This window comes from Desulfofundulus sp. TPOSR (assembly GCF_011393055.1).
Lineage (GTDB): Bacteria > Bacillota > Desulfotomaculia > Desulfotomaculales > Desulfovirgulaceae > Desulfofundulus > Desulfofundulus kuznetsovii.
The window spans coordinates 43,425-66,937 of the sequence record NZ_JAAOEF010000005.1; the positions used below are offsets into that span (position 1 = coordinate 43,425).

31 protein-coding genes and 1 pseudogene are annotated in these 23,513 nt (G+C 55.1%); 26 read left to right on the top strand and 6 right to left on the bottom strand.

The window, feature by feature from the left end; translation table 11 throughout:
* Positions 1–8 precede the first annotated feature (8 nt).
* Positions 9–374, bottom strand: a pseudogene (locus G7K71_RS20320) (site-2 protease family protein); the annotation flags it as partial.
* A gap of 413 nt (positions 375–787) precedes the next feature.
* Positions 788–1,879, bottom strand: coding sequence for a S16 family serine protease (locus tag G7K71_RS18720; RefSeq protein ID WP_166349763.1), 1,092 nt, complete (start codon positions 1,877–1,879; stop codon positions 788–790).
* Between the two features lie 37 nt (positions 1,880–1,916).
* On the opposite strand from G7K71_RS18720, the gene G7K71_RS18725 reads away from it, so the two are divergent.
* From G7K71_RS18725 to G7K71_RS18735, 3 genes are all read left to right on the top strand, one after another.
* The gene (locus tag G7K71_RS18725) at positions 1,917–2,291 is read left to right on the top strand and encodes a hypothetical protein (RefSeq protein ID WP_166349766.1); all 375 of its coding nucleotides are present in this window, start codon (positions 1,917–1,919) and stop codon (positions 2,289–2,291) included.
* A gap of 555 nt (positions 2,292–2,846) precedes the next feature.
* Positions 2,847–3,803 carry a hypothetical protein gene (locus G7K71_RS18730; RefSeq protein WP_166349769.1) on the top strand — a complete coding sequence of 319 codons (957 nt, stop codon included), beginning with the start codon at positions 2,847–2,849 and terminating at the stop codon, positions 3,801–3,803.
* 236 nt (positions 3,804–4,039) lie between these two features.
* Entirely contained in the window at positions 4,040–4,426 is a 387-nt protein-coding gene (locus G7K71_RS18735; RefSeq protein WP_166349772.1) for a hypothetical protein, read from the top strand.
* A gap of 430 nt (positions 4,427–4,856) precedes the next feature.
* Here the strand turns inward: G7K71_RS18735 and G7K71_RS20325 are convergent, their stop codons facing one another.
* A complete protein-coding gene (locus G7K71_RS20325; RefSeq protein WP_395858291.1) occupies positions 4,857–5,699 on the bottom strand; it encodes a site-2 protease family protein in 843 nt (280 codons plus the stop codon).
* Between the two features lie 30 nt (positions 5,700–5,729).
* Between G7K71_RS20325 and G7K71_RS20330 the strand changes: the two genes are divergently transcribed.
* The 16 genes from G7K71_RS20330 (at position 5,730) to G7K71_RS18815 (ending at position 19,553) form a co-directional block, all read left to right on the top strand.
* Complete coding sequence (locus G7K71_RS20330; RefSeq protein WP_395858292.1) at positions 5,730–6,068, top strand: hypothetical protein; 339 nt, start codon at positions 5,730–5,732, stop codon at positions 6,066–6,068.
* Positions 6,069–6,129: 61 nt separating this feature from the next.
* On the top strand, positions 6,130–6,621 hold the full coding sequence (locus tag G7K71_RS18745) for a Tad domain-containing protein (RefSeq protein WP_166349778.1): 492 nt from the start codon (positions 6,130–6,132) through the stop codon (positions 6,619–6,621).
* Positions 6,622–6,629: 8 nt separating this feature from the next.
* Positions 6,630–7,424, top strand: coding sequence for a Flp pilus assembly protein CpaB (cpaB, locus tag G7K71_RS18750; RefSeq protein WP_166349781.1), 795 nt, complete (start codon positions 6,630–6,632; stop codon positions 7,422–7,424).
* Positions 7,424–8,773 (top strand): hypothetical protein, encoded by a 1,350-nt coding sequence (locus G7K71_RS18755; RefSeq protein WP_166349784.1) that lies wholly within the window; start codon positions 7,424–7,426, stop codon positions 8,771–8,773. The genes cpaB and G7K71_RS18755 overlap by 1 nt, the downstream gene beginning before the upstream one ends.
* Positions 8,770–10,200, top strand: a complete 1,431-nt coding sequence (locus G7K71_RS18760; protein WP_166349787.1) for a CpaF family protein — start codon at positions 8,770–8,772, stop codon at positions 10,198–10,200. Before G7K71_RS18755 ends, G7K71_RS18760 begins: the two co-directional genes overlap by 4 nt.
* On the top strand, positions 10,200–11,114 hold the full coding sequence (locus G7K71_RS18765; RefSeq protein WP_166349790.1) for a type II secretion system F family protein: 915 nt from the start codon (positions 10,200–10,202) through the stop codon (positions 11,112–11,114). Before G7K71_RS18760 ends, G7K71_RS18765 begins: the two co-directional genes overlap by 1 nt.
* A gap of 13 nt (positions 11,115–11,127) precedes the next feature.
* Entirely contained in the window at positions 11,128–12,003 is an 876-nt protein-coding gene (locus G7K71_RS18770; RefSeq protein ID WP_166349793.1) for a type II secretion system F family protein, read from the top strand.
* A gap of 52 nt (positions 12,004–12,055) precedes the next feature.
* Complete coding sequence (locus G7K71_RS18775; protein WP_166349796.1) at positions 12,056–12,220, top strand: hypothetical protein; 165 nt, start codon at positions 12,056–12,058, stop codon at positions 12,218–12,220.
* Between the two features lie 57 nt (positions 12,221–12,277).
* Positions 12,278–12,475 carry a hypothetical protein gene (locus tag G7K71_RS18780; RefSeq protein WP_166349799.1) on the top strand — a complete coding sequence of 66 codons (198 nt, stop codon included), beginning with the start codon at positions 12,278–12,280 and terminating at the stop codon, positions 12,473–12,475.
* Positions 12,453–13,169 carry a prepilin peptidase gene (locus G7K71_RS18785; RefSeq protein WP_166349802.1) on the top strand — a complete coding sequence of 239 codons (717 nt, stop codon included), beginning with the start codon at positions 12,453–12,455 and terminating at the stop codon, positions 13,167–13,169. The genes G7K71_RS18780 and G7K71_RS18785 overlap by 23 nt, the downstream gene beginning before the upstream one ends.
* Before the next feature lie 17 nt (positions 13,170–13,186).
* Entirely contained in the window at positions 13,187–13,528 is a 342-nt protein-coding gene (locus G7K71_RS18790) for a pilus assembly protein (protein WP_313885039.1), read from the top strand.
* 81 nt (positions 13,529–13,609) lie between these two features.
* A complete protein-coding gene (locus tag G7K71_RS18795; protein WP_166349808.1) occupies positions 13,610–14,581 on the top strand; it encodes a hypothetical protein in 972 nt (323 codons plus the stop codon).
* A gap of 54 nt (positions 14,582–14,635) precedes the next feature.
* Positions 14,636–15,349 carry a hypothetical protein gene (locus G7K71_RS18800; protein ID WP_166349811.1) on the top strand — a complete coding sequence of 238 codons (714 nt, stop codon included), beginning with the start codon at positions 14,636–14,638 and terminating at the stop codon, positions 15,347–15,349.
* Between the two features lie 13 nt (positions 15,350–15,362).
* A complete protein-coding gene (locus G7K71_RS18805; protein ID WP_166349814.1) occupies positions 15,363–17,042 on the top strand; it encodes a hypothetical protein in 1,680 nt (559 codons plus the stop codon).
* Between the two features lie 52 nt (positions 17,043–17,094).
* The gene (locus G7K71_RS18810; protein ID WP_166349817.1) at positions 17,095–18,258 is read left to right on the top strand and encodes a division plane positioning ATPase MipZ; all 1,164 of its coding nucleotides are present in this window, start codon (positions 17,095–17,097) and stop codon (positions 18,256–18,258) included.
* Positions 18,228–19,553, top strand: a complete 1,326-nt coding sequence (locus G7K71_RS18815) for a hypothetical protein (RefSeq protein WP_166349820.1) — start codon at positions 18,228–18,230, stop codon at positions 19,551–19,553. The genes G7K71_RS18810 and G7K71_RS18815 overlap by 31 nt, the downstream gene beginning before the upstream one ends.
* Positions 19,554–19,622: 69 nt before the next feature.
* Here G7K71_RS18815 and G7K71_RS18820 read toward each other — a convergent pair whose 3' ends face one another.
* The gene (locus G7K71_RS18820; RefSeq protein WP_166349823.1) at positions 19,623–20,249 is read right to left on the bottom strand and encodes a Fis family transcriptional regulator; all 627 of its coding nucleotides are present in this window, start codon (positions 20,247–20,249) and stop codon (positions 19,623–19,625) included.
* A 451-nt stretch (positions 20,250–20,700) separates the two neighbouring features.
* On the opposite strand from G7K71_RS18820, the gene G7K71_RS19675 reads away from it, so the two are divergent.
* Positions 20,701–20,874, top strand: a complete 174-nt coding sequence (locus G7K71_RS19675; protein WP_243175176.1) for a hypothetical protein — start codon at positions 20,701–20,703, stop codon at positions 20,872–20,874.
* Between the two features lies 1 nt (position 20,875).
* Complete coding sequence (locus G7K71_RS19680) at positions 20,876–21,157, top strand: HD domain-containing phosphohydrolase (RefSeq protein WP_313885040.1); 282 nt, start codon at positions 20,876–20,878, stop codon at positions 21,155–21,157.
* Positions 21,158–21,363: 206 nt separating this feature from the next.
* Here G7K71_RS19680 and G7K71_RS19685 read toward each other — a convergent pair whose 3' ends face one another.
* Positions 21,364–21,531: a hypothetical protein gene (locus G7K71_RS19685; RefSeq protein ID WP_243175198.1), complete on the bottom strand. Its 168-nt coding sequence runs from the start codon at positions 21,529–21,531 to the stop codon at positions 21,364–21,366.
* A 67-nt stretch (positions 21,532–21,598) separates the two neighbouring features.
* On the opposite strand from G7K71_RS19685, the gene G7K71_RS19690 reads away from it, so the two are divergent.
* From G7K71_RS19690 to G7K71_RS18835, 3 genes are all read left to right on the top strand, one after another.
* A complete protein-coding gene (locus G7K71_RS19690) occupies positions 21,599–21,838 on the top strand; it encodes a hypothetical protein (RefSeq protein ID WP_313885042.1) in 240 nt (79 codons plus the stop codon).
* Positions 21,756–22,256 carry a hypothetical protein gene (locus G7K71_RS19695; protein WP_243175199.1) on the top strand — a complete coding sequence of 167 codons (501 nt, stop codon included), beginning with the start codon at positions 21,756–21,758 and terminating at the stop codon, positions 22,254–22,256. The genes G7K71_RS19690 and G7K71_RS19695 overlap by 83 nt, the downstream gene beginning before the upstream one ends.
* A gap of 162 nt (positions 22,257–22,418) precedes the next feature.
* The gene (locus G7K71_RS18835; protein WP_166344874.1) at positions 22,419–22,682 is read left to right on the top strand and encodes a hypothetical protein; all 264 of its coding nucleotides are present in this window, start codon (positions 22,419–22,421) and stop codon (positions 22,680–22,682) included.
* 106 nt (positions 22,683–22,788) lie between these two features.
* Here G7K71_RS18835 and G7K71_RS18840 read toward each other — a convergent pair whose 3' ends face one another.
* Positions 22,789–22,935, bottom strand: a complete 147-nt coding sequence (locus G7K71_RS18840) for a hypothetical protein (protein WP_166349826.1) — start codon at positions 22,933–22,935, stop codon at positions 22,789–22,791.
* Here G7K71_RS18840 and G7K71_RS18845 point away from each other — a divergent pair.
* On the top strand, positions 22,934–23,302 hold the full coding sequence (locus tag G7K71_RS18845; RefSeq protein WP_166349829.1) for a hypothetical protein: 369 nt from the start codon (positions 22,934–22,936) through the stop codon (positions 23,300–23,302). The two genes, G7K71_RS18840 and G7K71_RS18845, sit on opposite strands and share 2 nt — an antisense overlap.
* Positions 23,265–23,513 carry a hypothetical protein gene (locus G7K71_RS18850; RefSeq protein ID WP_166349832.1) on the top strand — a complete coding sequence of 83 codons (249 nt, stop codon included), beginning with the start codon at positions 23,265–23,267 and terminating at the stop codon, positions 23,511–23,513. The genes G7K71_RS18845 and G7K71_RS18850 overlap by 38 nt, the downstream gene beginning before the upstream one ends.

Sequence of the window (23,513 nt, forward strand, 5' to 3'; positions counted from 1 at the left end):
GCCTTTGGAACAATGCCATCTATGGAAAGAATCATCAAAAAAATATAAATTGGAACTGCCCATGGGTATCTAAAGAAACGCAAAAATATAAAAGCCAGAGTGGAAAGACTTATAGTGGTAAGTGTGCCTGCAATGTAGAAAACGAAGGCCTTGAAAGCGGAGTTGAAGTCAGGCATTTCGTGTCCGGCGTTTCCGCATTCTCCTCGTCTAATCAGCGGGCTGATTTTAAAAACGGTGTTATTCAGAACGATAGCGAAGGACGGTTTACAGCCGCCGATTATAACTCTCTTAGCTTTGTAGCCGAGAAAAATGCCAGCAATGTAGTGACCTGTCTCATGTGTGACCAAAAGAACGAATGCGCAAAGATAAGCCACGATAATCAATGCCAGGAATTTAAGAGTTTCCTGAAGGATGATCAATTTCCTCTTCCTTTCCGTCTTGCCATTTGGGTAATGATCGGCTTTTGGTTTCCGCTTTATTTAATGTCAAACAGGAGGGATATGGTGAGGGTGTTTTCGGTGGATGAGTACGTATTATTTCGCAGATTTGGCGAAGATTCTCCTTACGCTGCACAGAAATCTTTTCGCTGGCGCCTGGTTGGGTTCCTTTTTTCGTCTGTCATTTTTCTGATTGTTGGGGCTGTTTTGCTATAAAAAATCGGCGGGGTGTTTATGAAAAAGTTAAGCGAAAAAGCCATAAAAAGTAATGGCCCGGGTAACCCGGGCTTTGTTTTTTTAGAAATGCAAGGGGGGGTTAGAATAGTGTAGGAGCTTAACCAGATGCATCACTAGTTTTTACTTGTGGGACAAGGTAGTATAATGCCCGATTTTTTCAAGAAAGCCACGGCTTCAGCAAGTGTTGCGACTGGTTGTATATGAAGTGCAGATGCCTTAATTTGTTCCGCCGTTTTTCGGGCAAGGATTTCGTTAGAATCCCCGAATGACTGTGATCGAGGTACAAACAAAATGGTAGAGTTCGCTTTATTAGCGGCAATTACTTTAAAGTCAATCCCACCAATTTGACCTACATAACCATTTTCGTCTATGGTGCCCGTGGCAGTTACTACAGTATCGCTTTTTATGGTCTGGTTGGTCATCTGGAGATAAAACAAAATCGCAACCGCCAGTCCAGCTGAAGGACCTTGGTCGTTGGGAGTATCTTTTATGTTGATTGGTGGTTTTTCAGGAAAAGCATATCTAGTTAGCAACTGCGGAGGGCTCCCAAAATCAGTAACGGAGGTATCCAATGTCAAAATTCTACCTTTTCTTTTCACGTTTATCGTAGCGTTAATATTTCTATGATTTCGTAAAATTGTTATAACGTCGTTAGGAGACTTAACCACTTGGTCACATACCGTTAGAATTTCGTCTCCCCTTTCCAGTTTATAACGTGGATCTTTTTGACCATTAGCAGAAAAGATTAGTTGTCGCTGATATTCAATATCTTTGCCTGCCAATCGGGATGCTGCAATAAAGGCGGCGTAATATGATTGAATTCTGGATTCCCTGTTCCTCCATTGGAAGTCTTCCGCAGTAGGTAACTCGCTTTTCATTGGTGTTTCCACTACACGAAAGGGAATTTTTGCAACTTTCCAGTACATTGAGTAAGCTGCGAAGGATAGGGGATCTAAGGAACTAGAGGTAACTGAAACACATTTTACATTATCTGGTCCTTCGGAATCTGGCTTTAAAGTCACCAAATGTACAACTGGTTGACATATTCCCGGCGTATCGACCTGAATCTTGTCGGAGAGAAAAAACGCCGTTAAGAAAAAAGTAATAATCAAAACCAAGTACAGTATCCCAATTATTCTTAAAGTCCTTGAGAGTTTACGAATATATGCTGATATTTTCTTTGCGAATATGGTATTGGTAAACATTAAATTTACCTCCATTATTTAAAAGGGGGCTGAAATAATGAAAAAACATGATCTAATAGGCTGTTCCTGTAAGAAGTACAAGTGTCCTGGATTTCTTGCATACTACGCAATGTTGGGGGCGGGGGCTGCATTTGGGATATTTGGATATAGCAAACGTACAGAATCGGTCGAAAGCATTGCCTGTTTGGTAATAGGCCTTTTGGTGGTGTTCTTGCTGGCAGTTGGTCTATCATTTCGCTTGCGGGGCACTCCAAAATATGCCCAATGGGCGCGGGTTCTTGAATGTCTGGCCGTGATAGGTTTGTTGGCTGGATTTTATTTTCATATGCGTGCCCTGCCTGTCATCAACAATTGCCCCGGAGGAGATGTTTATGACTTTTCGACAACTTTCTTTTCAGAGTCTGCACATTAAAGGGTGTGCGCGAAACCAGTTGAATATATTTACCTTTACACTTGCCACAATCTTTTCCCCTCCTTACTTAGAAGCCGTGCCTCTCATAAGTTTCAAACCGGGATTAGAGGCATGCCTTGCTTTCGTTTTTAAAGTTGGGCTTGTAATAGCGATCACATTACTGGTTGTGTGGTTTCTAAAAAAAAGGGGCGTAGATTTAAACAAAAGCATTCTTGCTCAGATATTAATTGCCATTGCAGGCATGACCTTAGTCATATATACTGCTAATTTTATCTGGACGAATCAAACAGTGTCTGGGTGGGGAGTTGCCAATTTTTAGCCTGTAAGATTACAGTGAATTAATAAAAGCAAATGAAAAGATGCAATAATATTTACCTTGGCACTGGTATTAACAGGAATATTAATTAACTTGCTGGCGACCAGATACTTCCGGTGATTGAAAGACCTTCGCCGGAAACACACGATACTCCTGCAAACCTCCAAGTATTTCGAAATGGCCCGGGTAACCCGGGCTTTGTTTTTTAGGGAAATAGGGAGTGCGAGAGGTGGGAAATCATGAAAAGATATCCGTTTATAGCGGCAGTCCTATCGGCAATCCTGCCCGGGTCAGGCCAAATCTACGGCGGGAGGAAATGGCGTGGAATAGCTATATTCAGCTCTTTGATCATAAGCATCCTTGTTGTAAGCAAATTCATACTCCTGTTAGTGGAACACGGTCGCATACAGGAAGCTTCGGAGTTGCTTTACAACTTCATAATGGCCGTACTTTACTTCAATACCCTGATAGCTCTTGACGCCTACGCGGTGACCCGGGGAATCAGGATACTGCCTTCGTTATTAAAAGCCCGGGAGATGTTAAAGCTGTTCAGACAATCGGGCATAACGCTGTTTGCCAATAATTTTTACGCCCTGGACCTGCAGGATGCCGTGTATAAGCCGCTGAGGCTGGTGGTTGTCGCAGTGCTGGCATTATTCGTCCCCGTCCAGGCGGGACTGGCGTTTTACCTGATTTTTTTGCTTTACGTCCTGCTCCAGTTGTTCTCCCTGATCTATGAAAAGCACCGGTCGCATAAAATGGGGCTGCGGTTTTTCGTCATCCGTAAGGGGCCGCCGTTCATCCTCACCCCGTTACTGCGGAAGCACGGGGCACCTGCAGGTGAGAAGTACCTTGAACTGCACGTCCGTATCAGGAAATATCCCGACCTGGACACCTACAACCGGGATATGGAGCACGACGCCCGGCTCCTGCGCCGGCTGGTAGATGAAGGAAAACTATCCGGCACCCTGGTGTTCAACAGCTTCAACCGCCGTGCTGCGGGGGTATTGGAGAAAGCGTTCACTGGGTACGCGATGTTCAAAAAGGAGGGGATTTGCCTGGCCAGGGTAAACCTGACCGGCTGGGAAGGCAGAAGGTTCCAGAAGATGCAGAAGAAGATGTTCGGTAAGGTGCTGTCTAAAAGGGATGTGGGCAAACCCGAGGAGTGGGATTTACTGATCATAAACCCTGCCTGACGCCGGGCTTATTTTGACGCATATATAGTGGGTGATGCTAAATTATGCGGTTTGCTGACCTGGTAGGCCGGATAGGGATTTCGCTGGCCCGTTCGCGACGGATAACCGGGGTCTGAAGCCCCGGCCCGGATGGGCGGCGGGCCGACTTCCCCCAAAAATTCCTCCCCTTTCCTTTCGCCCGGCTCAGTGCCGGGCTTTTTTATTGCTATCTTCATGTATTAAAAGGGGGAATTTACATGAGCCGAAATTCCAGGTATAAGCAGAAAAAACAAGAAGAAGAGAGGAACGCTATCAAGGAAAGTTTGAAAGAAAAAGAAGGAGAACTTCTGAAAAAGTTACGTCATTATGTTGAACTTATGAAAAAATCTGTAGGTAAAGATACATACGTATTTTACGATCAGGTAGTTAAAAAAATATTAGAGTGTCTTCGTGATATTAAATGGGCAATCAATACTGATCCCCAATACTACTCATCTGCGAAAGTAAAAATTGCCATGGATGAATTTAGAATTGCTGTATTGGAAGAAGTATACAAAGCCATGGAAGAACAAGCTGCCGGACTGCAGGAAAGTGAGTTGGAAGAAATAGAACAATATCTTAAATCTGTGAGTAGAGAAATATGACAGCAGGCTTGCTTATCTAAGGTGGCGAGTTAAACATGCGAATACTATACACCCTAACTTATTTGCCCGCTTTTGACCGGGTTCTTTTTTTTGGAGATGGTGGTAGAAGCGGAGAAGAAAGGAATTTCGATTATATCCGGGGCTCCTTGGGACGAAAAAAGGAGGCACGGCTATGTTCAACCGCTGGTTCAGGTTCGCCCTGTATACTTCGCTGGAATCACCGGTGTTTCACAACGCCTGTCACGAGATTAACGATCTGGTCATGGTGAAAATGGGGTTCCTTTCCTTTTTTAGTTTTGCGTGTTTGTACATTTACCATCTATATTCCGGCGTGCATGGACAGAATAGCGGTTACATGCAGTGGCTGATACTGTCGGCGTTTGCGTGCAAAATCTTTCTTTGTGCCGGATTGGTTGTGTTGTGGCTCGATTTACTGGAAGTTGTGCAAAGGAAAGTATTTTGCAAGATTAACGGCTGTAGATATCCCGTTGATCCGTACCGCCCGTACCGGGAGAAGAAGATGCTCTGCGGCGTGGTCACCAGCGATGATTGCCCTTACTGCGGCATGATGCCGGGATTGAGACTGAACCTGCGCGGCTGGTTGCGCGGCGGGCCGCTGATTCAGCCGGCTGTTTACCCCGGTCCGTACTTGCATTACCCCGAGCGCCTCTGGATCGGCTTTTTTGTAAATGACCCAAACTACTACAAGGGCCAGGAAGGCGACAACAATAAGCGTCACAAGAAATTTAAGAAATATCGCAGGGAATTCCTTAGCAAATTCGTCATATTCAACCCAGATAGACCCGGGCAGTGGCTTTCCCGCAAACTTGTTTTTGACCGCGAGGAGCATTACCTTACCGTCGCTACCCAGCGGAAGAAGGTTTGTAACACCTGTGGCGAGGTTGATAACGGCAAGAACCTTGAAAAAATCCCCGTGGAGAAAGTAGGCCGCGCCCATCATGAGATTTGCAACGGTGCCGGCGGAATAGAAGAGAAGTACGGTGCTGGTTCGGGGAATATTTTCGACAATACACCGGGGAATGTCGCAGCGACCACAGAGAAAAAAGTCCGCCTTGATTCTAACAAATATACCTCCGACCTGGAAAAAATAAAGTTCGTAGCTTTTTCCGCGCCCGAACTCGATACTCCTGACCGGAAGACCGTAAAACCTCGCTACGGTAAAATGGGCGAGTTCGTGGACGATGACGGCCAGAAGGATGGAGACGAGCAGGTAAAGCATTATTACCGGGAGATTATCGAAAACATACATCATGCCGCTCACTCGCTCACGATTTGGGACCGGTTGTTAATCGTGATTACCTTCCCTGTATGGTTTGTGCTGTACCTGTTTTCCAACCGGGGTCCGGTGAGACCGCTGAACGCTCAGGACTTCAAAACATTCGCGTTTTGCTCGACCGGCAACAACCCGTTTCTGGTTGCGATGGTGGAACAAAGTAAACTGGTGGTCGCACTCCATTCGTTTGCAATATACCACCTCCTTTCCGGCTTCTCCTTCTTTCATGACCCGCTGTCTTTTAATAACGCCCTGTTTCTAATCGTGTCCTCGGGCTTGCTGGTAATTTGTGGTGCGAGATTCGGCCTCCACTGGAACGTGCCGCCGAAACATTCCATCCCGGCCTGACGCCGGGCTTATTTTTTTGCCGGCACTTTTTGCAAAGGAGGCGATAAACCTGTGCTTCCCAATGCGCATACTCCGTGATCAGAGGGGGACCATCACCTCTTATGCGGCGATCCTGCTGACCTTGATCCTGCTGTTCACCGCCCTGGGGCTGGACCTGGGCCGGGCCTTCATCCTCAAGCACCAGCTGCAGGCCATGTGCGACGCGGCTTCGCTGGCCGGGGCCAGCGCGGTGCACGCCGAGTTTCTTTATGACGACTACGGCGGCATCAAAGGCCAGATACTCGTGGTTACCGTACCCCTGTGCGACGAATACGCCCAGGACACCTTCAACCAGAACATCGCCGCGGCCGGGTTCGACCGGGAGGGGGTGACGGTAACCAGCTACCACGGGTGGCCGTTCGACGCCAACGGTGACGGCTATCTGGACAGCTACCATGCGGAGATCACGGCGGAGATCCGGACGCGCCTGCTCGGACCCATCATGGGCATGGACACGATAACCGTTTTCCGCAAGGCGGAAGCGGCGGTCAAACAAAAAGAACCCCTAACTTAGAGAAAGGAGTGTCAGCACTGGATACGAGCGTAAAAACCCTTGCCAAGAAGAGGAGCAGCAGTTTTTACATCCTGGCCTTCGGCATACTTTTCGGGCTGGTGGCCGCCTACGGGGCGGTGCAGATAATCAACCGTGCCACCAGCTCGGTGCCGGTGGTGGTGGCGGCAACAGACATCCAGCCGTTCACCCGGATTACCGAAGCCCAGCTGAAGGTGGAAATGATGCCCCGGGCGGCCGTAAGGCGCGGCATGTACCCCAGCGTAAAAGGGGTGGTGGGCAAGGTATCGAAGACCGAGATTCCCGAGGGCTGGCCGATATGGGCAGGCGCCCTGGCCCAGAACACCCCGGGCAGCGTGCTGACGGCCCGGATCTCCGAGGAGAACAACCCCGACCTGCGGGCCGTGCCCTTGAAACTGGACCACATCAGCAGTCTGGGCGGCAGGATCGAGCCCGGGGACAGGGTTGACGTGGTGGGCGCGATGAAGCTGCCTGCCGGCGGCGGCAGCGCCGTCCAGCCGGTGTGCCGGATCATCGCGGCAAACGTCAAGGTGCTGGACGTGATCCGGGGGGAGAAGCAGACCGAGGGGGTGATTCTGGCCATGACCCCCCAGCAGAACCAGGAGGTGCAGTTCGCTCTTTCCTCCGGAACCATCTCCCTGGCACTGAACCCCTATGAAACCAACGTAAACGCGGCCAACACCTCACCGACCACGTCTTTGAGCTTCGTAACCAAGATGCTTTCCGGCACCCCGGTACAAAACCAGAATGACACTGAAAACAAACAGCAAGGTGGTGAAAAGTAATGCACGTCGTTTTTTGCGGCCTTGTGCCTCCGGATCTTCCCCCGGGGCACCGGGCCGTACAGTGCTCAAGCGTCAACGAATTAAACGGCCAGGCGGACATAACCGTGGTGTCGGACTCCGTGCCGGGCTGGCAGGACGTGAGAATCGGGGGCAGGAGCTACCTGGTAAGCGATAATCTCTCCCTGGAGATAATCGAGGCGGCGGAGGCCGCCGGTTACGCCGGGGTGTGGGCGTCATCCGAACTCCCGGTGCGCCTGGCGGCGTTGCTCCGTGCCGGGGAAACCGGGGAGGTGCGGCCACTGCGCCGCCCCCTGGAACGAACAACGGTCGTGCCCGACGATGCGCCGTCTCAAAGCAGGGGAGTGAACCGGGACGATTTTTACGGAGATGGACATCAACCGATTAGATGGCCGGAGCCGGTCCGCCACCGGAACGAAGATGGATATCATCCGGCTGTACGGCCGGAGCCGAACGGCCACCGGAAATCCGCTCGCTTCCGGGAAAACGCTCCGGGTGATGATTTACAGGTAATTCCCCAGCAGTACGTGCCGCGCCAGACCATTGCGTTCAACTCCGCCGGCGGCGGGAAGGGGAAGTCCGTACTCACCGCCGCCACGGCGGTCATGCTGGCCACGGACCCGCGCTTTCACGCCAGCGTGGTGGCAGTGGATCTCGACCCCTTTGCGGGCACCCTGGCCAGGAAACTCGGGGTTTCACCCCGGTTTTCGGTTCTGGACTGGATAAACGGTGCGGTGGACGATATAACCCGCTGTCTCACTCCCGTCCCCCTGCCGGGAGCGAACGGAAACAGCAGGCTGATGGTGCTGTCCGGCCCGGAAAGAGAGGAGGACGGGGCGGTGATAACGGCCGAAGTGGCCCAGAACCTCCTGACCACCCTGCAGCGGCGGTTCGACATCGTGCTGGTGGACACCCGGCCCGAGATGATGGACGCGACACTGGTGGCCCTGGAAAACGCGCAGCACATATTCCTGATCGACGTACCCGACGTCACTTCTTTGCGCAACACCATGAAGCGGGCGCACATACTGGCCGACCTGGGGATGCTGAACAAGCTCCACATGGTGCTCAACCGGGTCCCGAAGCTTTCCGTCATGCGCATGGACGTGGTGGACGAAATCCCATCGGCTACGGAAGTGATCGTGATACCGGAGGATATTGGTGTCCAGGTGGCGGTTAACAGGCTGGAGCCGGTGGGTTTAAGCCGGAGGACCAGAAAGTTCACCAGAGCCATGAACAGCATTTTAAAACAGATCGTCCCAAACTACATCGAGCCCGGGAAGAATACCGGGCGGTTCTTCAGCTTCTTCCGCAGGAGGGTTGCCTTTTGAACAACAGCATGAGCCTTTTAAGAAAGAGACTGATGGAAAAGGGCGCCACCGTGGCCACCACGGGGACGCTCGGGGAAAGGGAAAAAGCGGAGATCAGGCAGAAGGTCCTGCTCAAGACCGATTCCATCGACCGGAAGTTCTTTGCGGAATTTGAAAACCGGGATACATCCTACGAGCGCCGGGAACAAATCAAGGAATCCGTGTACCGGATCATATACGGCTACGTCCGGGAAGCGGCCGCAAACCTGCCCGGCGTGGTGGACCCCGCCCTGGCCGAACTGGCGCGGGAAATCACCGACGAAGTGCTGGGGTTCGGCATAATCCAGGTGCTTCTCGACGACCAGAACGTGACCGAGATCATGATCGTGGGGCCGAAGATCTGGATAGAGAAGGACGGGATAAAGTTCAGGTACGTCAGGGACTTCCAGACGATAGAGCAGATCTACCTGCTCATAGAGCGGATCCTGGCCCCCCTGCCGGGCAGGCGCGTGGACGAAGCCAGCCCCATCGTGGACGCGCGGCTGCCCGACAAGTCCCGGGTGAACATCGTCGTCCGGCCGGTGGCGGTCAACGGGCCTTTCATAACAATCCGCAAGTTCAAGCGGCACATGAACATCCACGAACTGATCAAACGCGGCACTCTTTCCCACCGGGTGGCCGGGCTTTGCAAGGCGCTCATCCGGGCCGGGTTCCACATCATCATTTCCGGCAACACCGGTTCCGGCAAGACCACCACGGCCAACGCCCTGTCCGGGTTCATCCCCAAATGGCACCGCATAGTCACCATCGAAGACGCCGTGGAACTGCAGTTACAGCAGGAGCACGTCCTGGTGCACGAATCGCGCCCCCCGAACATAGCGGGGGAAGGTGAGATCACCATCCGCTACCTGGTGAAAAACGCCCTGCGCGAATACCCCGACTGGATCATCGTCGGGGAGGTGCGCGACGCGGAAGTGGTGGATATGCTCCAGGCGGCCAACACCGGCCACAAGATAATAACCACCATCCATGCCAATTCGCCGGCGGAACTGCCCTCCCGGATCGAAGGCATGTTCCAGAGGGCTTTCACCAACGGGGTGAGCAGCTCTTTCGTGGCCAAGTCCATCGTGGACGGGCTGGACCTGGTGATCCACCAGGACCGGCTGGAAGAAACCGTCCAGGGTGCCGAAACGGTGATCGATTTCGACAACTGGGACGGCGAAGAGAGCGAAGAGGAAGACGTCCCCCGGGAAGTGAAGCGCCGGATAACCCACATAACCGGTATAATCGGGTGCCAGGGTGAAAGCGTGATCATGCAGGACATCCTGCGGTACGACCGCGACCGGGACGCCCTGGTGGTAGCTCCCGGATGGGAGAAGTGCATTCCGCTGTTCCAGAAGCACCGGCTTACCTTCCCGGACTGGTTCAGGGAAGGAGTGGTGCTGTAATGTACTACAGCCTCATGGTGGGCGCAGGTACCTTCCTGTGCGTGCTGCTGACGGTGGTTGCCACCGTTTTGATGCAGAACAGGGAAAGGAACCTGCAGTTCATGATCGTCACCGGGCGGGATGAGGTCCCGGTAAAGAAAAGGGAAAAGGGGCCGAAGCTTGAATTTCTGGTGCGCCTGGAACACCTGGCCCGTGGTGCGGGCTGGCAGCTGGGCGGGGTGGAGGTCCTGCTGATCATGCTTTTCTGCGGCGGGGCTGGGTTCGCCCTGCTGATGGCGCTGTTCCATCACGCCGGGGTGGCCTGGGTGGCCGTCCCGGTGGGCATGTACATGCCGGTGTTTTACATGAAGGAGCGGGCTAAAAAGCGCGGTTTCGATATGGTCCTGCAGCTGGCCGACGTGCTGACCCGGATGGGCAACCTCCTGCGGTCGGGGGCCACGCTGGCCCAGGCGGTGACGGCCTGCGCGGACGGCGTGGCGGAGCCCCTGGGGCCGGTGCTGCGCCGTATCCGTGACGGGATCCAGCGCAACAGGCCGGCGGTGAGGGCTCTGGAAGAGGCCATTCCGGACATCCCCCTGGCCGAGTACAAGACCGTGTGCGTCGTGGCGGACATCCACACCCAGCTGGGCGGGGATATGGCCGCTTCCTTCGACGACATTGCCACCACCCTGAAGGACGTCCACGCCATGCAGGAAAACCTGAACACCCAGACTTCAGCCATGCGCCTTTCCGGCATTATCGTCGGTATCGTCCCCTTCGGGGTTGTGGTGGCCCTCCAGATCGTCTCCCGGGGCACTTATTTCAACGACTTTCTCAAAACCATATCCGGCCAGGTGGCCGTCATTTTATCCCTGCTGTCCATCCTCTTCGGCTGGTGGCGCATTTACAAAATGGCGGAGTTCAAAATGAATTAGGGGAGTGGAAGTCATGGAGTTTCAACCGTGGCACGTCGGCCTGGCGGTATTCTTCATGATCGCGTGTTTCATATCCTGGTGGGAGGTTGAGAAAAGGCACAACAGCAGCAGGCTCGCGGCTTACATCAGGGGGGAGCTGCCGCGTGACGAACCGCTGGACATAAAACGGGGGTTCATCAACGCGGTGCTCAAGCTCACCAGGCCGCTTTTGCCGAAACCGCAGGTGCTGGAAAGGTGGGAGCTGATCATCTACCGCGCCGGAATGGAGATCAAGCCCGAAGAACTGTACGCCCTGCGCTGGACGTCCGGTGTGGTGATGGGGGCGCTCACAGGCCTGCTCTTCACTCCCAATTATACGTGGATGCTGGCGGCGGGAATTTTCAACGGGCTCATGTTTTACCTGCTCCCGGCCTCATATGTCAAGGGCAGGGCGAAGATGCGCCAGGCCAGGGCGCAGGATGAAGTCCTCAAGTACGTGGGGATGCTGGAGAAAGTCTGCCGTGCCGGCCTGGACATCAGAGCCGGGGTGAGGCGCGTGGCGGACAGGATGCCCGGAGTGCTTTCGGCGGAGTTTGAAACGGCCTTCGACCAGACGCGCCGGATGAGGTTTTCGGAAGCCATCGAAAGCCTCAAAAAGCGTATCGGCGTGAAGGACGTGGACCTCCTGGTTGACGCCCTCCAGCAGGCCGAACGGGGGGCGAACATTGTCACCATACTTCAGGACCAGGCGCAGCGGATCAGGAGGTCCACCTGGGAAAGGCACGCCCAGGCGGCCCAGAAAGCCCCTTTGAAAATGCTGGCCCCCCTGTTCCTGTTTATCTTCCCGCCCCTGTTCGTGCTCATGCTCGGCCCGGTAGCGATGAATTTAAAAGCAGTCTTTACCATGTAGGCCCCAAGCCGGGGCTTCTTTTATTTTCAAAAGGGAAAGGAGGTGGTGACGTTTGAGGGTACTGCGGAAGTTAAAGCGCGATGAAAGGGGGGTGCTTTCCGGCGAGTTTTCCATCCTGACGGCGGTGGTCTGCACCGCCGCCCTGGCGTCGTTGCGCATACTGGTGCCGCACATCATCAACGCCTACCAGCAAATTGCCAGCACACTTTCCGGCTAAAAGGCGGGGGGTATGCCCCCGCCCCTCAATCCAACTAAATTGATGGGGTGATTTCTTATGTTCGGCAAAATAGCCACTGCCTTAGTCGAATGCTTCAGGGATGAGCGCGGCTCGGACCTGCCGGTGACGGCCATCCTGGCAGCCGTACTGGGTACTGCCGCATTGGGAGCGGCGGTATACGTGCTCGGCAAGGTCAAAAGCACGACCACAAGCACGGGGCAGACCCTGGACGATGCTGCCGCCCAGACTTATTGATATGGCCGTTTACCTCGCGGCCGCCTCCCTGATATTCGCCGTGAACCGGGACGAAAGGCATGAATTTTTGCTTTTCGTTTTAGCCTTCGTCCTGGGAATCCTGGGCGCATATTCCGGCGGCCCGGGCGGCGCGATGTTCATCCTTGCCATGCTGCTGGCCTGTGCCGCCAGCGTAGACGTAAGCGAACGTTTGATACCCAACAGGCTCGTTTTCCCGGCGGTCTTGCTGGGCCTGCTCGAAAACACACTGGGCAGGCCCGGCGGCCTGGTATTTTCCCTGGCGGGAATGGCGGTCGGTTTCGGCGTGATGTTCTGCCTGTTTCTCTTCGGCGCCGTGGGAGGGGGTGATGTCAAGCTGGCGGCGGCGGTCGGCGCGGTGGCCGGGCCGTGGTTCGCGGTGGGCGCCGTCGCCTGGGCCGTGCTGTTCAGCTCCGTTTCGGGAGTTGCATTCATGGCGGTCCGGGGGAGGTTAATCGAATTGCTCCGTTACACCTGGCTGTATTTCAAGTACCTGCTCTACAAGATTGCCCGCCGCGACTTTTCCAGCGAGCCGCCGGCAAGGGCGGACTTCGAGTTTCCATTTGCCGTGTTTATCATGCTGGGATGTATGACGGAAATTTTATTTCCCGGGGTGATGTACCGTTGGCTTACCGTTTTTTCAAACGCTTTAAGCGCGATCAGCGGGGCACTTTAACCGCGGAGCTTTCCATTGTGTTACCGGTGCTGCTTTTCCTTTTGCTGGTGCCCATGATCCTGAACCTGGCCGTCTGGGCCAAGATCGTTGTCATCGACGCCGCCCGGGAGGGAGCGCGTTACCAGGCGCTCCGCCTGGGCGACCCCAGCTATATAGTCAACGAGACCCTGATCGACGGCAGGCTCAAACCCGATAACGTTGATCAGGTCAACGTGTCGGAGGGCCAGGCTTACGCCACGGTGGAGGTGCGCTACAACCAGCCGAGCATTGTCCCCGGGGCGGGGGCTCTGTTCGGGGGGAGTTTGTTTGGCGACACGATACCGCTGTCGTCGAAGAGCGTGTTTAAGATTGAACAGTAGACGCGGAATCCGTCCGGATAGATAGAAATTTTCGAAACGGAGAGAGCCTGGATACAAACATTTATAAGGGGTGAAAGACAGGTGAAAAAACCTGCCAATTTCGGCAAAAAACTTGAACTTAAGGGGCTTAAGAGAAAGATGAATCGTCTAGCAAAGAAAGTGGGATTTTATGTTTTCTTATTTCTTCTCTTTTTTACTACATTCGCTATTAGAGCAGAAGCGTACACTTATTATATGTCATTGCCCAAAGGGAAGTACTCTATTTACTATAACTGGACAGGTGGATATGCGGTTGGATATAACGTCACTCAAGGATATGCCCAAAACCTACCGATATCGGTAGACTATTCTAGTGCTTCTGTTACTGTTCCTGACGACGGATGCACTTGGAAGATCAGTGGGTTTGTTATGGGAAGCATAGAAGATTCATTAGATGGAACATATGAACCTGTATATCAAACATTTTCAACAACGGTAACCACTTCAGGAACGTTTTCTGGGTACTCTCCTAAAACAGCCACTGATGCAGCTAATGTAGCGGCTACTAATGCTCAGAACGCCTATAATGCGGCTAACAGCGCCGCAATTAACGCCCAGAACGCTTATAACGCTGCCAACACCGCGAAATCTTCCGCCGACACGGCGGCGAGCCGGGTGTGGGACTCCTCTGAAGGGAAGTCCGCCGCCACACTGGCCAAAGAAGCCAGAGATAAGGCCAATGAAGCTATAACTGCCGTAAACAATATGCAAACCATCATAACGGACATCAAAAATACAGTTACCACCGATAACGTACCGCCTTCAGTTGAAGTGAAAACCCTTTCAGGGGCTACGGCGACAAGCGGTAGTTCCATACGCCTGGTTATAGCCGCGAGCGATAACAAAAGTGCAAATCTGAATTATAACGTCAATGGTGGAGCATATTCTCCTCTTCCTGCTGATGGTAAGGTTAGCGTACCATTAACGAGTCCCGGCCCGAATACAATTGTAATTGGTGTTCAAGACCAAGCCGGGAACGTTGCAACAAAGGCAATTACCATCTGGAAACTTTAAATGGTTTCGCCCCGGGGTAAAACCGGGGCTTCTTTTTTCAAGGGAGGGATGCTGATGCGGCTGGTTTTGAGCGTGCTGGTCCTGTTGGTTATATTGTCCGGGTGCGGAAGTAAGCCACCACCCGGAACAGGGGTAGAAAAAACGGTGGAAAAGTACATCGCGGCGGCAGGTGAGATGAACTGGCGGGAAGCCGCAAGTTACCTCACCGGGGAAGCCCTTGCGGCCGCAAACCAGAACACAAAACACTTTCAGGGCCAACCGGCTGTCCCGGTGAGCCGGAACCTGGAGGTAATAACCCAATCTGACAGTTTTGCCCTGGTTCACGCCGACGTTACCCAGGGCCATGACCGCTGGAACTATTTGTTTTACCTTACCAAAAAGGCGGGCAAGTGGCTGATCTACAAGCAGGAACTGTCCGACCCGTTGCTGCCCGCCCTGCTTGAAGAAAGCGAAATTCCGAAGGAGCTTTCCGCGGCAATAAAAACTTACGTGACTGCCGCCGTGAAAGGGGACTGGGCCGAAGCCGGAAAGCACCTGACCGGGCAGGCCAAGATCCAGGCCCAGCGTCACGACATAAAAAAAGTAAACCTCCAGGGCAGCGTGTCGGACTTCCTGCTGACCCCGGTGGGAGAAGGAAACGGGTATTTTCTCGTTCACGGTTCCTACACGGTAAAATACCCCGGGAGGGAGCCGATCAAGATGGACGTAATGTTCACCGCCGCCGACTGTGCGGGAACGTGGAAAATAACCCGTATCGACCGGCTTTAGGGGGGCGAGGGCAATGCTTAAAAGAGCAGGTTTTCTGATACTATCAATCCTCATGGTGATGCTTTACCACCCTCCGCCGGCCGGTGCAGCCGAAGTTATCCTCCACGACTCCTTTGATAACACGGATTACGTCGACCTGAATAAAACGTCGGCCTACGTCAACACCGCGCAGGGTTACGTCTCCCTGCCCATGCAGGCCATGCCCAGCGCCCTGGCCATGAAAGAGTTCGGGTATGAATATGCCGTGGTCACCGGAGAGGGTATCAACGTCTACAGCTACGACGACGCCACGGGTAAAATGACTAAAAACCCGGCCCTTTCCGTGCCGACTGTTACCAGCGCCATAGGGGTGGCTGTCAGGCAGGATGCGCCGGACATCTGGGCGCTCACGAGCACTTCTTTAACCCTTTACAAGTTCAACGGTTCCCAGATGGCCACCAGCCCCAATCTTCAGGTTACCGGATTGACCGACGTAATCGCCGTGAGTGCCTGGTCGGATGCCGATAAGGCCGCCGTCCTCACCAGGTCCGGCACGGTAATGATCTACGATGCGTCCGGGGGTAGCCTGGTGCCGGCTATTACCTTCAGCACCGGCCTCTCTGATCCGGTTGCGATTTCCGTGGTCCCCGGCACGCCGGACATAGTGGTTGCCGCCGGGGACGCATTCTATTACTACGTTTACGACGATGCCACCGGAAACTACGTCAGGAACGGCCTGCGCGACACAACGGGTTTGAACGGGGTGGTGTCGGCAAGCAGCTCGCCGGGTGCCGTGGGGATTTTGGACAACCGGGGCGTTTCCTACTTCCTGCAGGACGACACGGGGGGTTACCGGAGCGCTGTCGCCCTGTCGGCCTCACCCATATCGGGTCCCGTGGCGCTTTCGCTGAAACCCGGGGCTTACGATTACGCCGTGTTAACCCGGGAGGGGGAAGTAAAGTATTACACCTACGATGACGACACGGGCAGTGTAACGGAAAACCCGGCCCTTGAAGTTACCGGACTCACCCTCTCCTCTTCCGGATACCTGCACCCGAAGGATTATTATTCCAAAGTGGTTACGACCGGCGAAGTTTACAACACAATAAGGCTGACGGTTAACCAGGATCTACCCCCTGGTACTTCTGTAACCTGGTACGTCAGCTCGGACGGGGGTATCACCTGGTCGGAAGTAACGCCGGGAAGCTGGGTGGCAGTCAACCCGGGTAACCGGTTTGCAGTCCATGCGGTTCTGGACACCACCGACGTTACCGTAACCCCGAAAATCTTTGAGGTTATTCTCGAAGTCAGCAAACTTAAAATTACCGACCTGAAAATAACGGCGATAACGTACCCGCCGGGGGCCCCCGAACAGCCGGTGGTGGACCCGCCCATAACCACCTTCCCGGTGACGGTCTACGCCGGTTCCAGGGTGCAGTTCCAGGTGACCACCACCGGCCTGGCCACCCAGGTGGTGGCCCAGTTCAGTGACGGCCAGCTGGTGATACTGATGCCCCGGGACCCCTCACTGCCGGAGACAAATACCTGGGTGGGCGAATACCAGGTGTCGCCCGAGGCACCGGACGGCACCACCATAGCGGTCACCTTCACCGCCTCCGACAGCGGAGGACGACAGGCCTACCTGGTTCAGAACCCGTTCCTCATCGTCCAGGGGAACGTGGCTTCTTTCTCGAAAGTGATGTTGACCCAATAGCCGGGTACCAGCCCGGCTTTTTGTTTGGAGACAAGAAATTCGGGAGGGATCCGTGTTGAAGGTTCTTCTGGCCAGCGACAACAGGGATATTTCAGACTTCCTTGAGAGCGTGCGCGTGGAATATTCAACGGTTACGGAACGTGAAAAAGTCATACCTTCGGTTATCAGTGAGCGGCCCGATGTGCTGATTATTGAGGACACCCTTCCGGGCCGTACTGACATGCTGGAGTTGTTGCAGGAGGCAGCCGGTTACACCCGGGTCATCCTGCACGTTGACAGGTTTGAAAATGACGAGGTTACCCTGCGCTGCGTAAAGCAGAACTGTGCCATCCTCCCCCGCAACTTCAATTTCGCCGAGTTGGAGCGGATGCTTTTCGGAAATTACCCGGGTGTGTTGAATCCGGTACGCGAACCTGCCCAAAAACCCGCTGCAAATAACATCCGTTCCTTTCCTTCCAGGTTATCAACCAGGTTGCCGGGCAGGAAAAGCAGGCACCGGTTGCCCAACCTGGTGATGGTCTATTCACCGGTTTCCGCAGGGAAAACCTTCACCGCCGTGAACCTCGCCGCCTGCGCGGTGCAGTCGGGGCGTTCCGTAGCCCTGGTGGACCTGGACGTATCGCAGTCGTCCTGCGCCCTGTGGTTGAACGTACCGCCCGGGCGGGAAGTGCTGGCGCAGGCACTGAGCGATCCCGGCACACCCGGCTACCAGCTCCAGATGCCTTCCGGCCTGACGGTGTACTCGCCCGCGCCGGACCGTCCCCCGGTAATCGACAGGGAGAGACTGGCCATTCTATTGGGCTCGTTGAGCCAGAGAAGTAACCTGGTGGTCGTGGATACGCCGCGCGATCTGGACCCCGTGCTTGCGTCCTATCTTTTTTCGGCGGCTTCAAAGATTGTCGTTGTGGCCGACCTGGACTACGCCCGGCTGATCATACTGCACGGTAAACTCAAAACGCTCAAGAATTTAATTGACTACAACAGGGTGGTGCTGGTAGCCAACCGTGTGACCACCAATAAAAAAGTTACGGTGTCGGACGTGGAAAGGGCCGGGATGGTCAAATGCCGGTGCGTCATACCGGACGTTCCCGCCCCGGTTTTGGAAGGCATTTACGCCGGGAAACCGCCCGCGTTGTTCGTGCCCGAACTGAAGGTGCTGGGGGAATTGCTGGAGGATGAGCAAAAATGCGGTACGGAAATTTCCGCAACGTTCTGAGGGACTGCGGCACGGCCTTGAAGAACGTGGTCTTTATCTGCACACTTGTTTTCAGTATTGGCCTGGCTGCGTTCTGTCTTACCGCCAGCGGGCAGGACGGGACGACCCCGGATGTCCGGGTTCCCGTTTACGACCTGGGTGCCTTTGTGGAGCCCAACGGCACTGTATGGCTTCCCCGGGAAAACCTGCCCCGGCTCGAATCAATTCTGGACACCGACCTGCCGGAGATCTACTCACGAAACGGCTTTGTTTCCCTGACTCTCACGCTGCGCGAACTGGGCGGCAGGGTGGAGGTGAGCGGCGAGTCGGCCCAGGTCCTTTACAAGGATAAACTCGTCCTGCTCCGGGCCGCCAGGATACCGGACCTGCCCATGACCGTGCAGTACGGGGACAGGGGGATAAAGGTTTACCCGGCCGGCAATGCCATATCGCGCCTCTTCAACGTTTCCACCGGCGGGGTGGCCATACCGGAGCCATACCGCTCCTGGGCTGACGAGATATTCGCCTTGCTCAAGGGAGACGGGTGGGAGCCCAGGGGCGACGTTAGAAAGATACTGGTCAGCGCTCTGGAAAAACCGGCCCCGGTACAGGTGGTGCTCCCGGCCGAAAAAGAGATAGAGCCCGGGAAGGTCATCACCAACGTGCTGCCCCTGCCCGGTGAAGATTCAAAGTCATCTAAATCCCCGGGCGGTTTTCCTGCTCCGCAACAACTGGTCGGCATGGTGATGAAGCTGAAACCGAACGCCGAAGCGGAATTCAACCCGTTCGAGTTCCACGCACGCCCCATTGGTGTGCCCTACCTGCTCACGGAAGGACAGTTGAAACACGTCCCTGCGGTCACTCCGGAGGAAATAAAGTACCGGCCCGTAAACAACCCGGAGGCGGTGATCGCCTGGCTGGCCGCGAAGAATTCTATGCTGGCCGAAAGAAAATATCTCGACGCGCTGGACGCGGCGGGCAGGAGGTACGACGTCAACCCCCTGCTACTGTTGGCTATCACCGGCCAGGAACAGTCATTCGTACCGGTAGGGGCGTCGGGGGCCATGGAGATGATCAAAAACCCGTTCAATGTGTACGGGTCCTGGCAAGTCTACGCTCCGGGGTTTGAGCAGTCCGCCATGATTGCCGCCCAAACGGTGAACCGACTGTCCGCGAACTGTCCCCCGGGCATGAATCCCATACAGTGGATAGATTCGCCGTTGAACCCGAGGTACAGGTACGCCGAGGACACCGACTGGTGGAAGGGAGTGTCTATATTCTTCAGCCAGTTAAGGCGAGTGGACGGGCAGCGGTAAACAGAGCAGCCCGCCCCTTCTCCGGGGCAGGCCGCCGAGATTTCAGCAGGGTTGTGCCGGAATGACGACTTACTGTTCGTCAGAGGCAGGCGGGCCAAAGTGTTCGAAACCCCTGTCCTGCGGTGCGTTTTGCAGCCGCTGGATCATTTTGTCGGCTTTGTCCTGAGATATCTTGCCGTCTTTCACCGCCTGCTGGATGGCCTGGATTCTGGCTTCGAGGAGCTTCTGGTGCAGTTGATCCATAGTAAGTCCTTTTTCCTTAGCGATGTCGTAAATTTTCTTACCCTGCTGTAGTTCGGTTTTGAGTTCGTCGGCACTCATACCGAGAACCTGAGCCAGCACATCTAACCGTTTGCCCGCGAATTCCCCGGCTTTTTCGCCGTCTTTGGGGCCATGGAACAGTTCCATCGGGAAGAACTTACCCTGTTCTATCCTGTCCTTGATTTTTTGTGCCTGGTCGGAAGTCAGCTTGCCCTGCTGAACGGCTTCATCAACCATTTGTAGTTCGGTTTGCTTGATGGCATTCATCAGTTTGCCCTGTTCTACGCCCAGGTTGGCCGCCAGTTTTTCCAGGAAGACCTGGAACGGTGCGGGCACCCCGGACTGGTCTCCCGCGGTTTGTGCCAGGGCGACACCCGAAAGAAGCGCAACCGCAGCAAAGGCAACAGCGATAATCACGGCAACTTTTCTTTTCACCGCAAACTCCCTCCCCTGGATATTTCGTACTCCTTCTTTTGCCGGTTAGAAGTGCAGATACTTTCCGCCTCCGGGGTTGGCCGGGGCGCAGGGTGGCTCCGGCTGGAGGCTTTCCGTATCACCTCCCCGAAAGAGGTTTTTAGGCATCAGGCACCATCGACACTTATTTAAGCAGATATTTATTGCAGGTCTTTTAAGGGTTCGTTAAAGATTTATTGCGGAGTTTTGTAAAACTATGAAAATGTTTGTGAAACTGTAAAAAGAAAGGTGGTCTCACAAATGCGCAAATTCATCCTTCACCGCCCGGGCTTGCCCGGGTGGCTGGCCGAGATGTTGAAGTACCAGGGGCCAAACAGGCTGGCCATGCAGATGCTGGCCTGGCACGAGACGCTGTATTATCACGCCATCGCCACGGCGGTGTGCGCCGAAGCTGTAGGGCCGGGCGCTGGGCTTGCAGGAAAAAGAGCTGGAGTGGCTCACTCAGGCGGCCTTTTACCACGACTGCGGCAAGATTACCTGGCCTTCAGCGCTGGTAAGCAAAGCCCGTTTGAGCGACGACGACCGGAAGCTGGTTAACGCCCACCCCATAGCAGGGGGAGTATTGCCTTCGGGAATACTGGCCTGACGTGCCGGATCCGGTGTGCCGTGTGGTCAGGGAACATCATGAGAGGCCGGACGGCTCCGGTTACCCGAACGGGCTGAAGGACGGGGATATATACCCGCTGTCCGTCATCGTGGCGGCGGTGGAAGTCTATACGGCGCTCTTAGAGCACCGGCCCTACAGGGACAAAAGTTTTACACGGGCCGAAGCCCTGGCGGAACTGGAAAAACAGGGGTTTTCGGGGGAGGTGGTCCGGGTGCTGGCGGGCATAAGTAAGGTGGCGGTGGGGAAGGCAGTGGGGAAATAGATAACACTAGTGTTTTATACTAGTGTTATCGGTGTGGTAAAACGGGTGCTTTGAGAAATAGCGCGTTTAACGCGCTTTTTTTGTGACCATTTACCGAAAGGAGCTGGTTTTATGATAGCTATCGACGTGGGTTACAGCCATACTAAGGCCGTGTCTCCAGACGACGGGTGCTCATTCCCTTCCGTCGTAGCTCCCCATACAGCGAACTACCGCTGGCTGAACTGTCCCGTAACTGCTCCGGCCACGTGGTTGAAATCCGCAGATTGAACGGCGATACCAAAAACGCGATACCAAAAAGTACTTTCGTGGGTGAGCTGGCCCTGCGGGAAGGCCAGGGGGCGACGTTTACCCTGGACCGGGAGAAACACAGACATCCCAACCACGACATCCTCGTACTGGCAGCCGCCCAGGCTCCTGGAGGCCCGGGAGGGTGCTACCCTGGTGGTCGGGCTTCCCGTAGCCTACTACCGCTTGCAGAAGGAAGAACTGCGTAAACAGCTGGAGGCTCTGCACGCGAAGGTGTCTGTAGACGACGGTCCCCTCGCCCGGGTCTCCTTCGGGAAGGTGGTGGTATATCCCCCAGGGGGCTGGAGCGCTGTTGACGGCCTCAGACCTGCCGGAGAACAGTCTAATATGCCTCGTGGACGTGGGTTTCAAAACCACGGACTACGTACTGGCTAAGGTGGCCGGTGGTATGGTCGGTCCCGAAGGTGGCGGTTCTGTTGAGTACGGCGTCTTCCAGATGTATGAAACTGTGGCAGCCGCCTTCGGATCCGAGACAGGGGCTCCGCTGGATATGAACGTGGCAGCAGCCGTAGCCGCTCAGGGCAGGGTAACGTTCCGGGGCAGGGAACTGGACCTGACGGCATCGGTGAAGGCGGCACGCGTCAATACCGCCCGGGCCATAGCCGACCGCGTGCTTGCGGCCCTGGGGCAGAAAGGAGACTTCGTGGCGAAGTTCTACCTGGCCGGCGGTGGGGCGGTAGCGTTGCCGGAGCTGACGGATATGTTCCCGGCGGCCGAGGTCCTGCCGGACCCGCAGTGGGCTAACGCGGAAGGATTTTTGAGGGTTGTAACCGGAACCCTCAAAAGCGCGTAAAATCAGGTTTTGAGGGCAATTTTTCGCTTCAGGTACCGGTACTCCTTTGTGGCGCTGATCATCGTGGCCATTGAGTGCCGGAACCGGAGCGGGAAAAAGAGGTCTGAAGCCGCATGACGCCTGGAAAAGAAGGTACCGGTGCTCTTACAGGAGTGGTTCATCGTGGCGAGGAATAAGACAAAGTATAAGCGGTTGGAATTGCGGCTGCCGGCTGACCACCCGCTGTTCCGTTACCCTCCCGGCCAGCGGGCGGCCAGGGCGAGGGAACTTATCGACACGGGCATCCGTCTTGAAGAGCGGCTGTTGGAGATAGAGCGCCAATTGGCCGGGATTGCGCAAAAGCTTACCGGTGGAGCGTGTACCAGCACCCGGAAAGCTCCCAAGAAGACCGTGGAGTTTGATGTGGAAGCATTCATGAACCTTTGAGCGAGGTGGTTTTAATGTTCGAACCCGCATACACCCGATTGGCGCGGGCAGTCGTGCTTCAGGCGGTTAAAGACGCTGTAAACCCGGTGAGGTATGACTCACACGACTATTCCGCCAGGCATATCAAAGCCGACGCCCGGAAATTCATCAGAAAGCGGTACTGGAGGACGGCTACGAGCATGGTATATTCGAGCTGGCGGGCGTGGACCCCCGGCGGGTCCTGGCCCACCTGGAAGAAAGGATGAAGACACATGTGGATTGCCGTAGACGTGGACAACACCGTGGCAAACACGAACCTGGAACTGGTGCGCAGGTTCGGTGTGCCGCTGAACAAATACCCGGCGCCGGAAGTGCCGCCGGGGTTTTTCAATACTGAAGAAGGTATGAGGCTCCTGCAGAGGGCGGAACCGTTCCCCCGCGCAGCCGAGACGCTGAAAACCCTGGCGGACCTCGGCTACCGCATCGCCTACATCAGCTCCCGCCCCGGGGACGCCCTTTTTCTCACCGTGCGCTGGCTGCAGAAACACGGTTTCCCTGCGGACCAGGTGCTGTGCGGCCTGGACAGGCAGGGAGAAGGCGGAGGTGGCCACGAAAGAACTGCAGGCCGTGGCAGTCTTTGAAGACGATCCGGTGCTCGCAGCGGCCCTGCTCAACAAGGTGCCGGCGTTGTGGCTGAAAGACTGGCCGTACAACAGGAAGCTGCCCGCCGGGAAGGGCGCGAGATGGAACGCCGACAGGGTGATCAGGTTCAGGGCCTGGAGCGAGGTGGAAAAGGCGGTGGTCACCAGCAACCCGGACCTTGCGGCCCTGATCGGCAAAAAGGGGGAATAG